Origin of the sequence: uncultured Pseudoflavonifractor sp. (assembly GCA_904419835.1) — a bacterium.
Taxonomy (GTDB): Bacteria; Bacillota; Clostridia; order Oscillospirales; family Oscillospiraceae; genus Pseudoflavonifractor.
This window is the reverse complement of record CAJFTA010000004.1, coordinates 15044-32637: the sequence shown is the minus strand read 5'-3', so window position 1 is coordinate 32637 and position 17594 is coordinate 15044. Positions and strand designations below refer to the sequence as shown.

The following is a 17594-nucleotide window of genomic DNA, read 5'->3' as shown; positions in this document are numbered from 1 at the left end:
TCAGAGAGCGGCACGTTTTTTGCGCGTTATTTTCTGCAGCCGGAACAGCTTACAGGATGTCCTCGGCCACGGAAGCGCCGGCGATGCGGCCAAAGACCACAGCCGCGCTGTAAGCGCCGCTGATCCAGGTGACCTCGCCGGCGGCGTACAGGCCGGGCACCACAGTGCCGTCCTCATAGAGGACCTGGGCGCGCTCGTCGGCGGTGACGCCGCCCTTGGTCATGTGGTTGGCGGTCTGAACCTTGGCGCCGTAGTAGGGGCCCTCAGCGTCAAAGGGACGGGCGCCCTCGGGCAGGTTGGCGTTGTAGTCCGCAACAGCGGCCTTCAGGCCCTCGGCGTCGATGCCCAGCTTCTCAGCCAGCTCGTCCAGGGTCTCGCCCTGCTGATAGTAGCCGGCGGCCACGTGCTTGCGGGTACGGAAATTGTCCTCGTACAGGGTGCGGTCAGCCAGGTAGAAGGCGGCGCCGTCGGGCTGAGCCAGGATGGCAGTGCCCAGCTCCAGGCCGGAGGTGGAGGCCTCGTCGATGAAGCGGGAGCCGTCCTTGTTCACCAGCAGGAAGCCGGAGCCGCCGCCGGTCAGATCCCGGCGGGGATTGAGGATGTAGGAGAAGACGGACATCTTGCCCATGTTCTCCAGGCCGAAGCCGTTCTTCTCAAACACGGGGATGAAGTCGCCGGTGGTGCCCATGGAGTTGGAGGTCTCCAGCACCTCGTGGCCGGGGGCGTACTTGGCCAGCAGCTCCTTGTTGTTGCAGAAGCCGCCGGTGGCCACCACCACAGCGTCGGCGGTGATGTTGTAGGTGCCGCCCTTGGTCTCCACCACAACGCCGGTGCACACGCCGTCCTCCATGATGAGGTCGGTGCCCTTGTTCTCCAGGCGGATGTCAACGCCCAGCTCATAGGCTTCCTTCTCCAGACCGGTCTGGATGTGGTCGCCGGCGTAGACGTCGCTCTCGGCCATGTGGTTGGTGCCGCCGTTGGACTGGTTCAGGAGGATGTCCATGTCGCGCAGCCAGGCGTCCAGGGTCCACTCGCCCTCAGCCCAGGCCTGGAGACGCTCGGGGGTGTTGCCGGCGTCCTTCTTCTCCTCGATGAACTGCTCCACGGTGTACTCAATGCCGGCCTTCTGCTGGGCCTTGGAGTTGATGAGGTCAAAGAAGTTCATGTCGAACTTGCCGTTGCCGGACAGGATGCCCAGCTTCTCAATGAGGATCACGTCCTCCACGCCGTTCTGCTTGGCGGAGATGGCGGCAGCGAGGCCGGCAGGGCCGCCGCCCACGACCACCAGCTGGGTGGTGGTATCCTCGGGCGCAGCGGGGGTCTCGGCGCTGGCGGTGGTCATGGTGATCTCGCCGAAATCCTGGCCGTACTGGCTGGCAGCGTCAGCCACGGCGGACTTCACGGCGTAGGAGGTGAAGGTGGCGCTGGAGACGCTGTCCACCACAGGGCTCTGGGCCTCCAGAATGCGGTCCTTCAGAATGGGGAACGCCCGGTTCACCACGGGATCGGTCTCGTGGTGATCCAGCAGGCGCAGGTCGGTCATCTGTCCGTTCTCCACGGTCAGCAGGACGGAGACCTCGCCGCCATAGCCGGTGCCCTTGCCCTCATAGACGCCGCTGGCCGCGGTGGTCTGGGCGGGCTCGCTGGCCTGAGGCTGGCTGGCGGAGGGCGTGCCGGAGGGGCTGCCCGCGGGCGGAGTTGTGGAGCAGGCCGCCGTCAGAAGCAGGGCGCCGGCCGCAACCAGGCTGAGTGCTCGTTTGCTTTTCTTCATTGGTTTCGTTCCTTCCTTTCCATTGTGCGTGTCTCTGCGTGTGCACAACCCGGATGTATCCGTCCCCCGCCTTCTTTCCCTTACCGGCGGGGATGGAAATGCACATTGTGAATTATATATCATTTTCCTCGGTTGTCAACCGCTGCCTGTATCTCCCTGCCGTAAACATTCGTCATAATGCACAAGCGCCGTGTGTCCCTCATTGGAGGACACACGGCGCTTGTATCACTCAAAAAAGGTCGTGCCGTTTCAGTATCAGCGCCACCACAACGATGACAGCTACGGCCAAAATCAGCGGAATCCACCAGAACTGGTCCAGCGGCAGGCCGGATGTGATGTTCATGCCGTAAAAGCCGAAGATAATATTCGGCACTGTGAGCAAAACGGTGATGGAGGTCAGAACCTTCATGATCACGTTCAGGTTGTTGGAGATTACGCTGGCAAAGGCGTCCATCATGCCGGAGATGATGGAGGAGTAGATGTTGGCCATCTCAATGGCCTGGCGGACCTCAATCAGCACGTCCTCCAGCAGGTCGTGGTCCTCCTCGTAGAGTGTGATAATGCGGCCCCGGAGGATTTTCTCCAGGGTCACCTCGTTGGCCTTCAGGGAGGTGTTGAAGTAAACCAGCGATTTCTCCAGGTCCAGCAGCTGGATGAGCTCCTTGTTCCGCTGGGACTTGTAGAGGTGCCGCTCCATGTAGTTGTAGATCTTGTCGATCTGCTTCAGGTATTGCAGGAAGCGCTTGGCCACCTGGAGGAGCATGTAGAGGATAAACCGGGTCCGCTTCTGGGTTTCGGCATTTTTTACCAGTCCGTCCTGGAAGTCCTTCACAATGGAGGATTCCTTCAGGCAGACGGTGATGATGTGCTTTTCCGTCACAATAATGCCCAGAGGGATGGTGGAGTAGACCACCGCGTCATCCTTTTCCACGGCGGGGACGTCGATGATAATCAGGGTCTGGCCGTCCTCGGTGTCGATACGGGAGGTCTCCTCCTCGTCCAGCGCGGCCCGGAGGAAGCCCGGGTCCACGTTCAGCGCCTCGGACACAGTGTTCAGTTCGTCCTCGGTGGGGTAGGTCAGGTTAATCCAGCACCCGTCCTGAATGGCGTCCAGGCGGGTCATTTTCTTGTCAATGGTTTTGTGGATGGAGAGCATCAATATCACGTCTTTCCGACGCGCCGGGGACAGACAGAACCCTTCTCCGGGCCGCGGCGCCTATTATACGGCAGTCTGCCCGCTGTCCGCTCCGTTTATCCGGGTTCGGTGTGACGCCCGCTGTCCGCGCGTCTTTTTGTGGCCGCCGCGAAAGACGCTCCATGTCATACGCTCATCCAAACTCCGTGCCCTTCACGGGCCTTGGATGGGTGGGTGACACGCCCCGCCGGCGGCAAAAGCGGCGCGGATATGGGTGAATTTTCTTTCACCTTCAGCCTCCGTGCGCCGCGCTGGTTTCGTTGTCCTTCCATGTTCGACTCAGAGGGTCGCTGCTCACGGCGCATATCACTCCTTTTCCACAAAAATCGCCGGTCCCCGGCGCAGAGCTGCGCGCCCCAGGGGCCGGGGCCTGCGCAAACCTTATTATAAGCCTCTTTTCTCCGGAATGCAACCCAGGAAGCCCGGGTATGTCCCCGCAGCGCTGAAAAAACGCGCCGGACTGCCCAAAGGCAGTCCGGCGCGCTGTTTCGCATTGTTATTTTCCCCGGTTGAAGATCTTGAAGATATCGTTGAAGGGATCGTCCTCAATCTTGGAGTCGGCCTCCGTCATGGGCTCCAGGGTCCTGGGCGCCTGGGGGGCGGCAGCGGCGGCGGGCGCCTTCTGCTCCCCGCCTCTGGAGAAGGGCGTGGCGGAAATCCTGTCCTCCGCCTCCTCAAAGCCGGTGGCGATGACGGTAACCCGGATCTCGTCGTCCAGCGTGTCGTCAAAGGCGGCGCCGAAGATGATGTTGGCCTCCTCGTGGGCGGCCTCCTGCACCAGGTTGGCGGCGGTCTCCACTTGGCGCCGTTGATGGAGGTCTCCAGCAGGGGGCTGGAGATGGCCATCTTGGCGGCCTCCTCGGCCTTGTTCTTGCCGGCGGCCCGGCCCACGCCCATATGGGCCATACCCGCGTTCTGCATGACCGCGGTCACGTCGGCAAAGTCCAGGTTGATGAAGCCGGTGTTGCTGATGAGGTCGGAGATGGACTGCACCGCCTGACGGAGCACATCGTCGGCGATCTCGAAGGCGTTGGCGAAGGTGATCTTCTGGTCGGTGGCGTACTTGAGGCGCTCGTTGGGGATGATGACCAGGCTGTCCACCCGGGTGCGCAGCTCCTCAATGCCTTTTTCCGCCTGCATCATACGGCGGCGGCCCTCAAACTTGAAGGGCTTGGTGACCACGCCCACGGTGAGGATGCCCATCTCCTTGGCGATGTCCGCCACGATGGGAGCCGCGCCGGTGCCGGTGCCGCCGCCCATACCGGCGGTGATGAACACCATGTCGGCGTCCTCCAGGGCCTTGGAGATCTGGCTGCGGCTCTCCTCGGCGGACTTGCGGCCCACCTCGGGGTCGCTGCCCGCGCCCTGGCCGCCGGTGAGCTTCTCGCCGATCTGAATCTTATAGGTAGCGCTGGACATGGTAAGCGCCTGCTTATCCGTGTTCACCGCGATGAAATCCACGCCCTTCATCCCGGACTTTACCATCCGGTTGACCACGTTGTTGCCGCCGCCGCCGACGCCGATGACTTTAATGGTAACTACCGTATCGGGGCCGCTGTCCAATCCAAAAGGCATAACTGCTCCTCCTATGTGAAAGAAGTGAAAACTCTCTTTTTATGAAAATTATGGTAGCTCATTTTCTGAGCCCTGCCCATGATTTATATCTTGTTCTATTCTAGCCTTCTTTTGGCGCGAGGTCAATAGCTCCCGCCGGATTTCCGCAAAGTTTTGGAACATGCGGGTGCCGAAAACCACCACCGCCGCAAGGTACAGCGGCAGGCCCAGCTTGTCCCCCAGCCAGGCCAGGAACACGGCGATGACGGCGTTGCCGAAGAACCCGGACAGGAAGATGGACAGGTTGAAGCTCTTTTTGATGCGGGCGTTCATGCCCCCCAGGGCGGAGTCCAGGGCGGCCAGCAGTCCGGTGGCCACATAGAGGCTGTACTGGCTGGGCACATGCCAGGGCAGGAAGCAGCCGATGACAAGGCCCACAATCAGGCCGGCCAGCTCAATCATCCCACAGCACCCCCTTCCGTGTCCTCGCTCTGGGCGGTGGAGGGCTTGGCGTACTGGAAGTCAATCACGCCGTTGTAGGCGGGTACAGTCAGCATCTCGCTGGGGGTCACCTTGACCTCAATCTTCCACTGTCCCAGCACGTCCACCACGCCGTTGCGCATGGTGAGGGCGGAGTAGAGGGTGTTGGGGTCGCCGATGGCGTTGAACACGAAGGGCGCGGTGTACCGCCGGCCGTTGACAATGACCACGGACCCGGCGCAGCGGATCTCAGTAGTGGCCATGATCCGCTCGCCGTTGAGGGAGATGGCCTCCGCTCCCGCGTCCCGCAGCTCGTTGAGCACGGAGAGCAGGTCGTTGTCGTGAATGAGGTAGTCGGCCTCGTCGCCCGTGACGTTGGCGGCGCTGGAGTCCTGCAGGCTCACCATCACGCCGGGGCCCACCACCTCCACCAGGCCTGCCTCCATCTCCAGCTTGTCCACCTCGGCGCGCAGGGCCTCGCTCTCGCTGCTGCCGGAGGCGGCCGCGTCCCGGTAGGTCTGGAGCTCGGCCTGCGCCTGCTCCAGCTGGGCCCTGGTGCTCTCCAGGCTGTCCACGGTCTCGTTGTAGAGCTGCTGGAGTGTCTCCAGGCGGCCTGCGTTTGTGGCGTCCGCGGCGCTGTTGACCTTGACGCTGCGCAGCTGCACGGAGAGCAGAATGCCCAGCAGCACGCACACGCCGCCGATGGCCAGCTCGCCCCAGTTCTTCTTCCTGCGTTCAGTCCGTTCCATCTGTTCTCCTTCCTCCAGCCGGGCGCTCAGCCCAGCATGGACGCATAGGGGATAAAGTGGGGCTCGTCCAGGGTCAGATCGATGACGCCCCGGTCGGTCTCCTCCAGGGCGCCGATGGCCGCCTCCAGAATCTTGGCCGCCTGGTCGAAGTCGGTGTTCATGGGAATTTTCACGGTAAACCGGCCGCCGTAGCCCATCTTGATGAAGTTGATGGCCGTGAGATCAAAGCTCTCCGCCTGGTCCGTCATGCCCCGGGCGGCCAGGGCGGCGAAGAGCTTCTCCAGGCTCTCCAGCTTGTTCTCCTCCCCCTCGGCCACCGCCAGCCGGGCGCCCACCACGGGGCTGTCCGGCGTCAGGCCGGTGAGGGGCGGGAATTCCGCCGCCCGGGTCTCGTCCGTCCGCTCCAGGATCTTGCCCTTGGTGTCAATGATCCACCAGGCGCCGCCGCCCTGGATGGCAGCCGCGGGAACGCACTCGGTCACCTGGATGACCAGCGTATTGGGCAGGCGGCGTGAGACGGAGAGCTCGTCCACATAGGGCAGGCGGGAGATAATCTGCCGCATAACCTTGAACTTGTTGACGGCAAAGAGGTTGTCCCCCCGCTCTACCTCGGCGGCGCCGATGATCTGCTCCGCCGTATAGGCTGACTGGCCGCTGACCTCGATATTCTCCACCCGGAAAAACACCGCGCAGCCTGCCACAATCGCCGCCACAATCACGGCGGCGGACAGCACTTTATAGAGGAAGCCGAAGCGTCCCCTGTTCCGCCGCTTGCGCTTGTTCCGTCTCGCCGCCATTTCCGTGCTCCTCTGCCGCCGCCGGGCTTGGCCCGGCGGCTTATTTTTTCTTTTCAGTATACCGAAAATAATCAAACAATTTGTGAGGAAATTCTTAAAATTCCCTTATGCGTCCGCCTCCAGGCGGATGATGTCCGCCCCCAGGCTCCGCAGGGCCCCGTCCAGGTCCTGATAGCCCCGGTCCACGTGGTGGAGGCCGGAGATGGTGCTCCGCCCCTCCGCGCCCAGGGCGGCCACCACCAGGGCCGCGCCGCCCCGCAGGTCGGCGGCCCGCACCGCCGCGGCCTTCAGCCGCTCCACGCCGAACACCACGGCCACCCGGCCCTCCACCCGGATACGGGCGCCCATGCGGGCGAGCTCATCCACGTGGCGGTAGCGGCTCTCGAAGATGTTTTCCACAAAGACCGACGTGCCGGCCGCCGTGGCCAGTGCCGCCATCAGAGGGGCCTGGGCGTCGGTGGGAAAGCCGGGATAGGGCGCGGTGCGCACCGGACTGACCCCCCGCAGGGGCCCGGAGCGGGAGAGGGAAATCCGGCTGTCGTCGCTGCGGACCTTACAGCCCGCCTGGCTGAGCACCGCCGTCACCGTGGACAGATGGCGGCAGTCGGCGCCGGTGACCTCAATCTCGCCCCCGGCGGCGGCCGCCGCCGCCAGATATGTAGCGGCCACAATGCGGTCGCCCATGACGGTGTGCTCCGCCCCGTGGAGGGGCAGTCCCCCCCGGATGGTGATCATGGAGCTGCCCGCCCCCCGCACGTCCGCCCCCATAGCCCGCAGGAAGGCCTGAAGATCCCCGATCTCCGGCTCCCGGGCGGCGTTGGTGATGGTGGTGACCCCCTGGGCCGCCACCGCCGCCAGCATGGTGTTCTCTGTGGCCCCCACGCTGGGGATGGAGAGCACGATGTCGGTCCCGGCCATGTGTGGCCCGGTGCAGCGCAGAGCGCCGCCGGTCTCGTCCACCCTGCCCCCAAGGGCCCGGATGGATGAGAGATGCAGGTCGATGGGCCTGGGACCCAGCTCGCAGCCGCCGGGCGCGGAGAGCACCGCCTCCCCCATCCGGCCCAGGATGGCCCCCAGGAAGATGACCGAAGAGCGCATCTCCCGCATCAGGTTGTCGGGCACGTCGCACCGGGACAGGCCGGAGGCGTCCACCCGCACTGTGTCCCCTTCCCGGGCTGTTTTGCAGCCCAGGTGCTCCAGAATGGCCAGGGAGGCGGTCACGTCCGACAGGTCGGGGCAGTTGCGGATGACGCTCTCCCCCCTGCCCAGGATCGTGGCCGCCAGAATGGGCAGCACACTGTTTTTGGCGCCGTGGGTACGGACCGTCCCCTCCAACCGCCTGCCGCCCTCCACCAGAAAAATACTCATATCCTCCGTCCTCCGCAAAGTTGGTCTTGTTTTCACTCAGGCCATACTATGCGGGGGTTCACAGGGGCGTTCCCGGGGCAAACCGGGCAAAGGGTGGCGGAACAGGGGAAGAACGGCTTCTTTTTCTCTTATTTTCCCTTCAGCAGGCCCACCAGGGTCTGGTAGATGTGCTCGCTGGCGTCGGGGATGGCCATCTCCCGCAGGGCCTTGGCCATATTCTCCCGCTTTTCGGGATGGTTCAGCAGATCGGCGATGGTATTAAAGAGGGCGTCGGTCTTGCCGTCGCACTCCTGCTCGCTCACCAGCAGAGCCGCCCCCCGGTCGGAGAGCACCCGGGCGTTTTTGGTCTGGTGGTCGGCCACCACGTTGGGGGACGGCACCAGCACCGCCGGCTTGGCAATGGCGGTGATCTCCGAGATGGTGGAGGCTCCCGCCCGGCAGACCACCAGGTCGGCGGCCGCCATAATCAGCGGCATGTCGTAGATATACTCCCGCAGCTCCACGCCGGTGTCCTCAGCGCCGGCCGCCAGCTTCACGCAGTCGCCGGACACCGTCAGCCCCTCCTGCTCCAGCTGGGCGCACATGCCGGCGTAGTCCCGGCCCGCGCCGTGGATATGGCGGAAGGGCGCGCCCATGCGCACCTCCCGGGAGAGGATGGCGGTCATATGGTCGTTCATCACCGCCGCGCCCAGGGAGCCGAAGAAGGAGAGCAGCAGGGGCCGGTCGTCGGCAATGCCCAGCTTTTCCCGGGCCTCCTTCCGGGTGTACCGGAAGAAGTCGCCCCGGACGGGGGTGCCCGTCACCACCACCTTCTCCGGGTTGTCGTAGTGGCTGCGTAGTGGCTGCGGCTCTCCTCAAAGCCCACCATCACCACGTCCACCACCTTGGACAGGGCCTTGGTGGTCAGGCCGGGGACGGCGTTGGACTCGTGGACCGCCGTGGGAATCTTTCGCTTTGCGGCGGCGTTCACCACCGGGTAGGAGGCGTAGCCGCCGGTTCCCACCACCAGGTCGGGCTTGAAGTCGTCCAGGATGGCGTCGGCCTGCTTCCGGGAGCGGCCCATGTTGAACAGGGTCTTCAGATTGTGCCCCACCGCCGCCGGGGTCAGGGAGCGCTGGAAATTGGTGATGGTCACCGTGCGGATGTCATACCCCTCCTTGGGCACCAGGCGGGTCTCCATGCCCCCGTCCGCCCCCACGAAGAGGATGCGGCAGCCGGGCTGGCGCTCCTGAAAGAGCCGGGCCAGCGCCACCGCCGGATTGATATGCCCCGCGGTTCCGCCGCAGGTGAAGAGAATGTTCATCAATACCTCACTCCAAACCTCTCATCCTGTAACGTATCAGCCCTGTCTTGGGGCCGGTATCTGTCTTGACACGGATAATACAATTCCCATTTCCACCAATTGAATGACCAACGCCGTGCCGCCGTAGCTGAAGAAGGGCAGGGAGATGCCGGTGGGGGGGATCAGGTTGGTGACCACGGCGATGTTCAGAAACACCTGCACCGCCACCAGGGTGGTGATGCCCACCACCAGCAGCGCGCCGAACCGGTCCCGGGCGTGGAGGGCAATCCAGTAGCCCCGGATGACCAGCAGGGCGAAGAGAATAATGATAATGGCCGCGCCGATATAGCCCAGCTCCTCGCAGACGATGGAGAACACGTAGTCGTTCTCCGGCTCTGGGAGGTAGTTGAACTTCTGCCTGGAGTCGCCCAGGCCAACCCCCAGCAGTCCGCCGGAGCCGATGGCATATAGAGACTGGATGGTCTGGTAGCCGCCGTTGAGGGGGTCGCTCCAGGGGTCCTGCCAGATGGCCAGGCGGGCGGCCATGTAGCTGGTCTGGGTCATGATGAACCACAGCCCCGCGGCCACCGCCGCGCCGCCGGCCACGAACCAGCCCAGCTTGATGCCGCCGGCAAAGAGGACAGCCGCGCCGCCCACCAGGATGAGGATGGTGCCCGACATGTGGGGCTCCATGAGCATGAGCAGCGCCACCGCGCCCAGAATGAGCACATAGGGTACCAGTTCGATAAAACCGATCCGGTCCAGCAGCTCCAGCAGGCGGCCGGAGGGCTTGCGGGTGTCGTACTTTTTTCGCTTCTCCGTGCCCCGTTTGGACAATCGGGAGGAAAAGTAGAGGATGACGCCCAGCTTCGCCACCTCGGAGGGCTGGAAGCTGCCCAGGCCGGGCACCCGGATCCAGCGCTGGGCGCCGGTGGTCTCCTTGCCGAAGCCCAGGGGGGTAAACACCAGGATGAGGCACAGGAAGGCCGCCATCAGGGCAAAGACCGCCAGCCAGCGGTAGTGCTGGTAGTTGAGCCTGCTGACCAGATACAGGGCCACAATGCCAATCACGCCGAACAGGGCCTGGCGGACAAAGTAATAGGTGGGGTCGTGCTTGGCCACCACGCCGTCGTAATAGGCCGTGGCGTAGGAGGCGGAGAACACCATCACCAGCCCGATTCCCGTGAGCATCAGCGTCAGCATCAGAAAGGGCAGGTCCATGGGCCCCCGTGCCAGCTGCTCCTCCACGGTGAGATCCCGCTTCATTTTCCGCGCCGTGACGGTCACCTCCCAAAGGTTTCTCCCGCTCTGTCAGACTCAGAACGGATAGCGGTTGATAAGGCCGAAGTATGCCAGCAGGCAGGCTGCCAGCGTAATCAGGGTAAAGACGGTGAAGAGCTTCACCTCGCTCCAGCCCCCCAGCTCCAGGTGGTGGTGCAGGGGCGCCATGCGGAAGATCCGCTTGCCGTGGGTCAGCTTGAAGTAGGTCACCTGGATGATGTCGGACAGGGTCTCGGCGATGTAGATGATGCCCACCAGAATCAGCAGCAGGGGGATATCCAGCGCGAAGGCCAGGCCGCACACCACGCCGCCCAGGAACAGGGATCCGGTATCCCCCATAAACACCTTGGCGGGGTGAAAGTTATAGATCAGGAAGGCGCACAGGCCGCCGAACAGGGCGGCGGAGAACACGCTCAGCTCCGTGGCGCCCCACAGGACGGACACCGCCAGGAAGAACAGGGACACGGGCATGGTCACGCCGGTGGCCAGGCCGTCAATGCCGTCGGTCAGGTTGACGGCGTTGACCGTGCCCACCATGACAAAGGCGGCAAAGACCATGTACAGCCACTCGGGCAGGTCGATGGTCAGATTGACGAAGGGGATGTACAGGTCAAAGCTCAGGTAGCCGAAGCGGCGCAGCAGCAGGGTGTACACAATGGCGGCCGCCAGCTGGAGCAGGAATTTCATTCCGGCGGACAGGCCGTCGCCGTGGTGGTATTTCACCTTCATGAAGTCATCGAAAAAGCCGATGGCGCCGAATACCAGGGCGAACGCCAGCACGAACAGGGCGCCGAAGGCCCCGGCGGCAATGTCCTGTCCCCCCACGGTGAGCACCGCCGCAGTAATGCCCACAATAAAGGTCAGGCCGCCCATGGTGGGGGTGTTCTGCTTGGAGTTGTGCCAGGCCGGGCCGTACTCCTTCACGCCCTGCCCGGCCTTCAGGCGGCGCAGCAGGGGAATCAGCACTTTACCCGCCAGGAAGGCCACCACAAAGGCCACCAGGAAGCTTACTACATATCTCATCTTTTGAACCTCCCAAACCTCCGCCCGCACACACCGGGCTTCTCCGGTCCGTTTTCATAAAATGATATTTTATCATAACTGCCCCGGTCTTTTCCACTCAAAAAGCAACAAACTTTCTCCCTGTTTTTCTCTTTTCATGGACGGCTCCCGGGATGGCCGCCAAAATAGGCTGCCACCTCCTCCCGCTCGTCCAGGTGGCGGCGGCGGGTTCCAATCTCCTGATAGGTCTCATGGCCCTTTCCCGCCAGCACCACCGTGTCGCCGGACCGGGCCTCGTCCAGGGCCCGGCGGATGGCCTCCCGCCGGTGGGGCACCACCAGGCAGGGGGTATCGCTCCCCTCCATGCCCGCCTGGATGTCGGCCAGGATGGCCTCCGGGTCCTCGGTGCGGGGGTTGTCGGAGGTGAGCACCACCAGGTCGGCCAGCTCCGCCGCGACGGCCCCCATGACGGGCCGCTTGGTCCGGTCCCGGTCTCCGCCGCAGCCGAACAGGCAGATGACCCGGCCCGGGGTGAAGTCCCGGACGGTGGTGAGGATGTTCTCCAGGGCGTCCGGAGTGTGGGCGTAGTCGATGATGACCGTGTAGTCCGCGGGGGTGGGCACCACCTCGATGCGGCCCTTGACCCCTCTGGCCTCCGCCAGAGAGGCGCACACCTCCGGCAGGGGCAGCCCCAGGGCCAGGCCGCAGGCGATGACCCCCAGGGCGTTGTAGATGGTGAAGCCGCCGGGGATGGGCAGCTTCACCCGGGCGATGGCCCCGGTGGTCAGGGCCTCGAACTCCACCCGGTCGGGGAACAGGCGGATGTTCTTGGCGGTCACATCTGCCTCGTCCTTGTTCTCCGAGTAGGTCACCGCCGGACAGGCGACGGCGGCGGCGTAGTACCGCCCGGCCTCGTCGTCCAGATTGAGCACCGCCGTATCCGTCTGCCGGAAGAGAAGCCCCTTCACCCGCCGGTACTCCTCCATGGTGCCGTGGAAATCCAGGTGGTCCCGGGTCAGGTTGGTAAAGATGCCTGCCTTGAACCGGATGCCGTCCACCCGGCGGAGGGCCAGGGCGTGGGAGGACACCTCCATCACCACATGGGTGCAGCCGCTGTCCGCCATGTCCCGCAGCAGCTTCTGCACCTCCCAGGACTCCGGGGTGGTGCGGTGGGCGGGGAGAACCTCCGCCCCGATCATGTTCTGGTTGGTGCCCATAAGCCCTACCTTTACCCCCAGCACACCCTCCAGCATGGCCTTGAGCAGATAGGTGGTGGTGGTCTTGCCGTTGGTGCCGGTGACGCCGATGACGGTCAGGGCGTCGGCCGGACGGCCGAACCAGTTGGCGGACACGGCGGCCAGGGCCGCCCGGGTGTCCGCGGCCACGAGCCAGGGCCCGGGCTCATCGGGAGCCCTGCGGCAGATAACCGCCGCAGCCCCCTTCTCCACCGCCTCACGCAGGAAGCGGTGTCCGTCGGTCTTGTAGCCGGTGAGGGCCACGAAGAGCTCCCCCGGCCGGATGGTGCGGGTGTCATAGCTGATTCCTGAAATTTCCACATCCTCGTCCGCGGAGCCCCCAAGAAGGGCCACGCCGGACAAAAGCGCCTTCAGTCTCATGCTGTCACCCCTCACGCTGTGTTGGAATGGAAGAATAGCCGCTCCGGCCCGGCCCGGGGCGTTTCCCGGGCCGGGCCGCTGCTTTTCTGGCCTGCCGGACGGCTCAGAAGCCCGCGCCGGCAGTGGTGGCGGTGTTGTCCATGAACTGGACCTCCACCACGGTGCCCCGGTCCACCATGGTCCCGGCGGCGATGGACTGCCCCGCGGCAATGGTGCTGGAGGTATAGTAGTCGGACACGCCCGTGGCCTTCATGTAGAGACCCAGGCTGCTGAGGGTCTGGCGCACCGTCTCGGGGGACTGGCCCGACAGGTCGGGCACCTCCACCTGGTCGGTGGGCTTGGCCTCGCCCATGTAGAGCACCATCTCGCTGCCGCCGGGGATGGACGCGCCCTGGATGGGGATCTGGTCGGTGACGGTCTCGCCGTCGCCCACGGTGCGCACCGTAAGCCCGGCGGCCTCCGCCTTGGCCTGGGCGTCGGCCAGGGACAGGCCGGTGACGCTGGGCGTCAGCACGTCGGCGCCCGAGAGCTCCTCGGCGGTGTACTGCTTCTCCACGCCCATGTAGTCCAGGATGTCGGCCAGCAGCTCGCCGGCCCGGGTGGCGCCCATGACGCCGCCGCTGATGTAGTAGCCGCCGGCGGTGTAGTTGCTGCCGGGGGAGACGGGCTTGGGATTGTCGAAGGCGATGAGGATCACCACCTGGGGGTCGTCCGCGGGGGCGAAGCCCAGGAAGGAGACGATGGTGTGGTCGTCCTCCAGGGTCTCGGAGGAGCCGGTCTTGCCGCCGATGCGGTAGCCCGCCTGGTAGGCGTTCTTGCCGGTGCCTCCGTTGACCACGCCCTCCAGGATGGTGCGGCACTTCTCGCTGGTGGCCTCGCTGATCACCTGGCGGCGCTCGGTAGGCTCGGTGCTCTGGAGCACGTTGCCGTCGGCGTCGGTGATGGACTCCAGCACATAGGGCTGCATCAGGTGGCCGCCGTTGATGACGGCGGAGGCGGCGGTAATGAGCTGGATGGGAGTCACGTTGAAGCGCTGTCCGAAGGAGGCGGTGGCCAGGGAGGCCTCGCCGTAGGGGCCGGTGAAGAAGTCCCGGGTCCACACTGTACTGCCGGCCTCGCCCTGCATGTCAATGCCCGTGGTCTCCAGGAAGCCGAAGTCCTCCAGGTAGTCATAGAACCGCTCCGCGCCCAGCCGCTGGCCGATGGCGATAAAGGCCGGGTTGCAGGAGTTGGCCACCGCCTTGGCCAGGGTCTGGGTGCCGTGGCCCTTTCGGTCGGAGCAGCGGATGGTGCTGCCGGCGATGACCACCGAGCCGGTGCACTCGAAGGTGTCGCTCTCGCTGACCACCCCCTCCTCCAGGGCGGCGGCCAGGACCATGGATTTGAAGGTGGATCCGGGCTCGTAGGTGTCATTGATGGCCTTGTTGCGCCACTGGAGCAGCTGGGCGTTGCCCAGGGCCTCCTTGTACTCGTCGCTGTCCTCGCCGTAGGTGGCCTTCAGGGTCTCCAGCTCGGCCAGGGTGTCCGGGTCGGTGACCGTGCTGGGGTTGTTCAGGTCGTAGGTGGGGGAGTTGGCCCAGGCCAGGATGGCCCCGGTCTTGGGGTCCATGGCGATGGCAAAGCCTCCGTTCTGCACGTCGTACATCTCGATGCCCTTCTCCAGGGCCCGCTCGCAGTAGTACTGGATGGTGGCGTCAATGGTCAGGTTCAGGTTGTTGCCGTCGGTGGCGTCGTAGTAGTTCTCATAGCGGGAGAGCATCTCGGTGCCGTTTCCGTTCTTGGCGGTCACCACCCGGCCGGTCTCGCCGGAGAGCACGCTGTTGTAGTAGGCCTCCATGCCGTAGGCGCCCTCATTCTCCGCGTTGACAAAGCCGATGACCTGGGCGGCCAGGCTGGAGTGGGGGTAGTACCGCTTGGAGGTTGGGGTGGAGTAGAGGGCGTTGGACAGGCTGTACTCCAGCTTGAAGGCCATGACCTGCTCGTTCACGTCCTGCTCCACCTTGGCGGCCAGGCGCACATAGGAGGTGTCCTTCTGAAGGCGGAGGAGAATGGTGTCCTTATCCATACCCAGAATTTCCGCCAGGCCGGCGGCCACCGCCTCGTCGGTGGGCTCGGGGCCGGGGGCCTCCTTGCTCTCGCCCGCCTGGTAGGCCTCCAGCTTCTTCTGGTAGTTCTCCTGAACGGTGTTCAGGTCCCGGGGGGAGACAATGATGTCGTAGGCCGTGGAGCTCAGGGCCAGGGGGGTGCCCTTGCTGTCGTAGATGGTGCCCCGGTTGGCCGTCACCGCCACGTCCCTGGTCTGCTGGCCGATGGCCAGCTCCTGATAGTACTCATGGTTGGTGATTTGGAGGTTGTACAGCCGGACCAGCAGCGGGATGAAAATCACCGCGCCGAAGAAGACCATCAGGAAGACGGTCCGCCCCAGGATGGTGCGGTTTCCCCTGCGGTCCGGTTGCTGCTTCTGTCTCTTTTCGCCGTTCATCATACGATCACCTCTGTGCCTGTAAAACGCGATGGCTGGTTCTGTCTATGAGCCGATGGATTCCACGCGAAAGCGGGGGCTCCGCCCCCCTTTCACACTATCCCCCCGCTCTGTCTCTTCAGTCTCCGCCTCTGTCCCGCCCCGAAACATCGAGGGCGTAAGAAAAATTTAATTTTTCTTACGCCCGGGCCGCTCTGCGGCCCGGTTCCGGCTTCTGCTCCGCGGCAGCCGGTCGCCTGCGGGCGGGTGATTCCACGCGAAAGCGGGGGCTCCGCCCCCCTTTCACACTATCCCCCCGCTCTGTCTCTTCAGTCCCCGCCTCTGTCCCGCCCTGAAACATCGAGGGCGTAAGAAAAATTTAATTTTTCTTACGCCCTCTCTCTGTATGGGCTGCGGGTGCAACCCTTTTTCTCTTTTCGGGTCTTACAAAACTATATGGGGTGGATTACTTGAAATATTCCACCACATTGCCCAGAATGTCCTTGATGCCCTGGAGCGCGCCGTTCAGGCCCTGCACCGGCGTCTCCTCCTCGTTGAACAGCACCACGCTGTCGGGCTCGGAGAGGTCCAGATAGAGAACCTGTCCCGCCTGGGGCTTGACCATGGAGCCGTCGGCCGTCACCGCGCTCTCAATGCTGGCCAGGTCAAAGGCCAGCTCGTACTGGGTGCGCAGGTAGCTCTCCTGCTCCTCCAGCTCGGCCAGGTCGCTCTTCAGGCTGGCGATGTCGTCGGACAGAGTGGTGAGCTGGATGGAGCTGAGCAGCACCAGCACAGCAAACACGCCCACGGCCAGGAAGCCCACCACCGCGAAGATGGAGACGGCGCCCGCCTCCCGCACCCGGGCCTTGGGCCGCACCGCCGCCCGCTCTCTGGGCCGGACCAGGGGCCGGGCCTGGGTCTGCTCTCCGCCCCGGAGGGGACGGTCCGCCGTGCCGGTATAATCCAGCGCGTAGGCCACGCTGTCATAGTTGGCGCGGGGCGTGTTATAGCGTCTTCTTCGGGCTGCGGCACTTGCCATGGTGCGTCCACTCCATTCTTTTGCAGATGCATTCGGGAAGGGGTTCCCTGCTCTTGTTTACAGCTTCTCCGCGATCCGCAGCTTGGCGCTGCGGGCGCGGGCGTTCTCATTGAGTTCTTCCTCGCCGGACACAATGGGCTTTTTGTTCACCAGCCGGATGACCGGCTTCTTCCCGCACACACACACCGGGAAGTCGGGCGGGCAGGTGCAGCCCTTGGCAAAGGCGGCAAAGGCGTTTTTCACAATCCGGTCCTCCAGCGAGTGGAAGGAGATGACGGCCAGCCGTCCGCCGGGGGCCAGAGCGGGCACCGCCGCCTGAATGAGCTTGTCCGCGGCGGAGAGCTCGTCGTTCACCGCGATGCGGATGGCCTGGAAGGACCGCTTGGCCGGGTGCTGCTTCTCCCGCAGGGCGTGGGCAGGCATGGCCGAGCGGATGATCTCCACCAGCTGAAGGGTGGTCTCAATGGGGGCCTTTTCCCGGGCGCGGACAATGGCCGAGGCAATGGCGGGGGCGTACCGCTCCTCGCCGAACTGGAACAAAATCCGCCGGATTTCCTCCTGGGGCCAGTCGTTCACCACCGTCCTGGCGGTCAGCGCCTCGGACTGGTCCATCCGCATATCCAGCGGCGCGTCGGCCATGTAGGAGAAGCCCCGGCTGGCGTCGTCCAGCTGTGGGGAGGACACGCCCAGGTCGGCCAGCACGCCGCTCAGGTTGTCCAGCTTCAGCTCCCCCAGAATGTCCGCCAGGTCTCCGAAGTTGCCGTGGACCAGGGTCACCCGGTCCATCAGGCCCTCCAGCCGCCCGGGGGCCGCATCCAGGGCGGCCTGGTCCCGGTCAATGCAGATGAGCCGCCCGGTGGTGAGCCGCCGGGCAATCTCCCGGGAGTGGCCCGCCCGGCCCAGGGTGGCGTCCACATAGACCCCGGCGGGGTCGATATTCAATCCATCGATGCACTCCTGAAGCAGCACCGGCTTGTGGGAAAATTCCATCTCACTCAT

14 protein-coding genes and 1 pseudogene are annotated in these 17594 nt (G+C 64.5%); all 15 read right to left on the bottom strand.

The window, feature by feature from the left end; all coding sequences use genetic code 11:
- Positions 1 to 49: 49 nt before the first annotated feature.
- On the bottom strand, positions 50 to 1771 hold the full coding sequence (locus tag QZY67_RS01210; protein ID WP_295368166.1) for an FAD-binding protein: 1722 nt from the start codon (positions 1769 to 1771) through the stop codon (positions 50 to 52).
- Positions 1772 to 2000: 229 nt separating this feature from the next.
- Entirely contained in the window at positions 2001 to 2927 is a 927-nt protein-coding gene (locus tag QZY67_RS01205) for a magnesium transporter CorA family protein (RefSeq protein ID WP_294534373.1), read from the bottom strand.
- 535 nt (positions 2928 to 3462) lie between these two features.
- A pseudogene (gene ftsZ / locus QZY67_RS01200) lies at positions 3463 to 4541 on the bottom strand (cell division protein FtsZ).
- 48 nt (positions 4542 to 4589) lie between these two features.
- A complete protein-coding gene (locus QZY67_RS01195) occupies positions 4590 to 4982 on the bottom strand; it encodes a small basic family protein (protein ID WP_295368165.1) in 393 nt (130 codons plus the stop codon).
- Positions 4979 to 5749 (bottom strand): DUF881 domain-containing protein, encoded by a 771-nt coding sequence (locus QZY67_RS01190; protein ID WP_295368164.1) that lies wholly within the window; start codon positions 5747 to 5749, stop codon positions 4979 to 4981. Before QZY67_RS01190 ends, QZY67_RS01195 begins: the two co-directional genes overlap by 4 nt.
- A 26-nt stretch (positions 5750 to 5775) precedes the next feature.
- On the bottom strand, positions 5776 to 6546 hold the full coding sequence (locus tag QZY67_RS01185) for an FtsQ-type POTRA domain-containing protein (protein ID WP_295368163.1): 771 nt from the start codon (positions 6544 to 6546) through the stop codon (positions 5776 to 5778).
- A gap of 105 nt (positions 6547 to 6651) precedes the next feature.
- A complete protein-coding gene (murA, locus tag QZY67_RS01180) occupies positions 6652 to 7914 on the bottom strand; it encodes a UDP-N-acetylglucosamine 1-carboxyvinyltransferase (RefSeq protein WP_295368162.1) in 1263 nt (420 codons plus the stop codon).
- A 128-nt stretch (positions 7915 to 8042) separates the two neighbouring features.
- Positions 8043 to 8717 (bottom strand): glycosyltransferase, encoded by a 675-nt coding sequence (locus QZY67_RS01175; RefSeq protein ID WP_295368161.1) that lies wholly within the window; start codon positions 8715 to 8717, stop codon positions 8043 to 8045.
- The gene (locus QZY67_RS01170) at positions 8714 to 9217 is read right to left on the bottom strand and encodes a glycosyltransferase (protein WP_295368160.1); all 504 of its coding nucleotides are present in this window, start codon (positions 9215 to 9217) and stop codon (positions 8714 to 8716) included. Before QZY67_RS01170 ends, QZY67_RS01175 begins: the two co-directional genes overlap by 4 nt.
- Positions 9218 to 9253: 36 nt before the next feature.
- On the bottom strand, positions 9254 to 10462 hold the full coding sequence (gene ftsW, locus QZY67_RS01165) for a putative lipid II flippase FtsW (protein ID WP_295368159.1): 1209 nt from the start codon (positions 10460 to 10462) through the stop codon (positions 9254 to 9256).
- Between the two features lie 51 nt (positions 10463 to 10513).
- A complete protein-coding gene (gene mraY / locus QZY67_RS01160) occupies positions 10514 to 11500 on the bottom strand; it encodes a phospho-N-acetylmuramoyl-pentapeptide-transferase (RefSeq protein ID WP_294536206.1) in 987 nt (328 codons plus the stop codon).
- A 134-nt stretch (positions 11501 to 11634) separates the two neighbouring features.
- Positions 11635 to 13095, bottom strand: a complete 1461-nt coding sequence (locus tag QZY67_RS01155; protein WP_295368158.1) for a UDP-N-acetylmuramoyl-L-alanyl-D-glutamate--2,6-diaminopimelate ligase — start codon at positions 13093 to 13095, stop codon at positions 11635 to 11637.
- Between the two features lie 103 nt (positions 13096 to 13198).
- Positions 13199 to 15580 (bottom strand): penicillin-binding transpeptidase domain-containing protein, encoded by a 2382-nt coding sequence (locus QZY67_RS01150; protein WP_295368157.1) that lies wholly within the window; start codon positions 15578 to 15580, stop codon positions 13199 to 13201.
- 442 nt (positions 15581 to 16022) lie between these two features.
- The gene (locus QZY67_RS01145; RefSeq protein ID WP_294531986.1) at positions 16023 to 16595 is read right to left on the bottom strand and encodes a hypothetical protein; all 573 of its coding nucleotides are present in this window, start codon (positions 16593 to 16595) and stop codon (positions 16023 to 16025) included.
- A gap of 57 nt (positions 16596 to 16652) precedes the next feature.
- Entirely contained in the window at positions 16653 to 17594 is a 942-nt protein-coding gene (rsmH, locus tag QZY67_RS01140) for a 16S rRNA (cytosine(1402)-N(4))-methyltransferase RsmH (protein ID WP_294531983.1), read from the bottom strand.

Coding starts and splice junctions, on each gene's coding strand:
- QZY67_RS01155 (WP_295368158.1), bottom strand. CDS start 13,095: ATGAGACTGAAGGCGCTTTTGTCCGGCGTGGCCCTTCTTGGGGGCTCC.
- QZY67_RS01195 (WP_295368165.1), bottom strand. CDS start 4,982: ATGATTGAGCTGGCCGGCCTGATTGTGGGCCTTGTCATCGGCTGCTTC.
- QZY67_RS01205 (WP_294534373.1), bottom strand. CDS start 2,927: ATGCTCTCCATCCACAAAACCATTGACAAGAAAATGACCCGCCTGGAC.
- murA (WP_295368162.1), bottom strand. CDS start 7,914: ATGAGTATTTTTCTGGTGGAGGGCGGCAGGCGGTTGGAGGGGACGGTC.
- ftsW (WP_295368159.1), bottom strand. CDS start 10,462: ATGAAGCGGGATCTCACCGTGGAGGAGCAGCTGGCACGGGGGCCCATG.
- QZY67_RS01185 (WP_295368163.1), bottom strand. CDS start 6,546: ATGGCGGCGAGACGGAACAAGCGCAAGCGGCGGAACAGGGGACGCTTC.
- rsmH (WP_294531983.1), bottom strand. CDS start 17,594: ATGAGTGAGATGGAATTTTCCCACAAGCCGGTGCTGCTTCAGGAGTGC.
- QZY67_RS01170 (WP_295368160.1), bottom strand. CDS start 9,217: ATGAACATTCTCTTCACCTGCGGCGGAACCGCGGGGCATATCAATCCG.
- QZY67_RS01210 (WP_295368166.1), bottom strand. CDS start 1,771: ATGAAGAAAAGCAAACGAGCACTCAGCCTGGTTGCGGCCGGCGCCCTG.
- QZY67_RS01145 (WP_294531986.1), bottom strand. CDS start 16,595: ATGGCAAGTGCCGCAGCCCGAAGAAGACGCTATAACACGCCCCGCGCC.
- mraY (WP_294536206.1), bottom strand. CDS start 11,500: ATGAGATATGTAGTAAGCTTCCTGGTGGCCTTTGTGGTGGCCTTCCTG.
- QZY67_RS01190 (WP_295368164.1), bottom strand. CDS start 5,749: ATGGAACGGACTGAACGCAGGAAGAAGAACTGGGGCGAGCTGGCCATC.
- QZY67_RS01150 (WP_295368157.1), bottom strand. CDS start 15,580: ATGATGAACGGCGAAAAGAGACAGAAGCAGCAACCGGACCGCAGGGGA.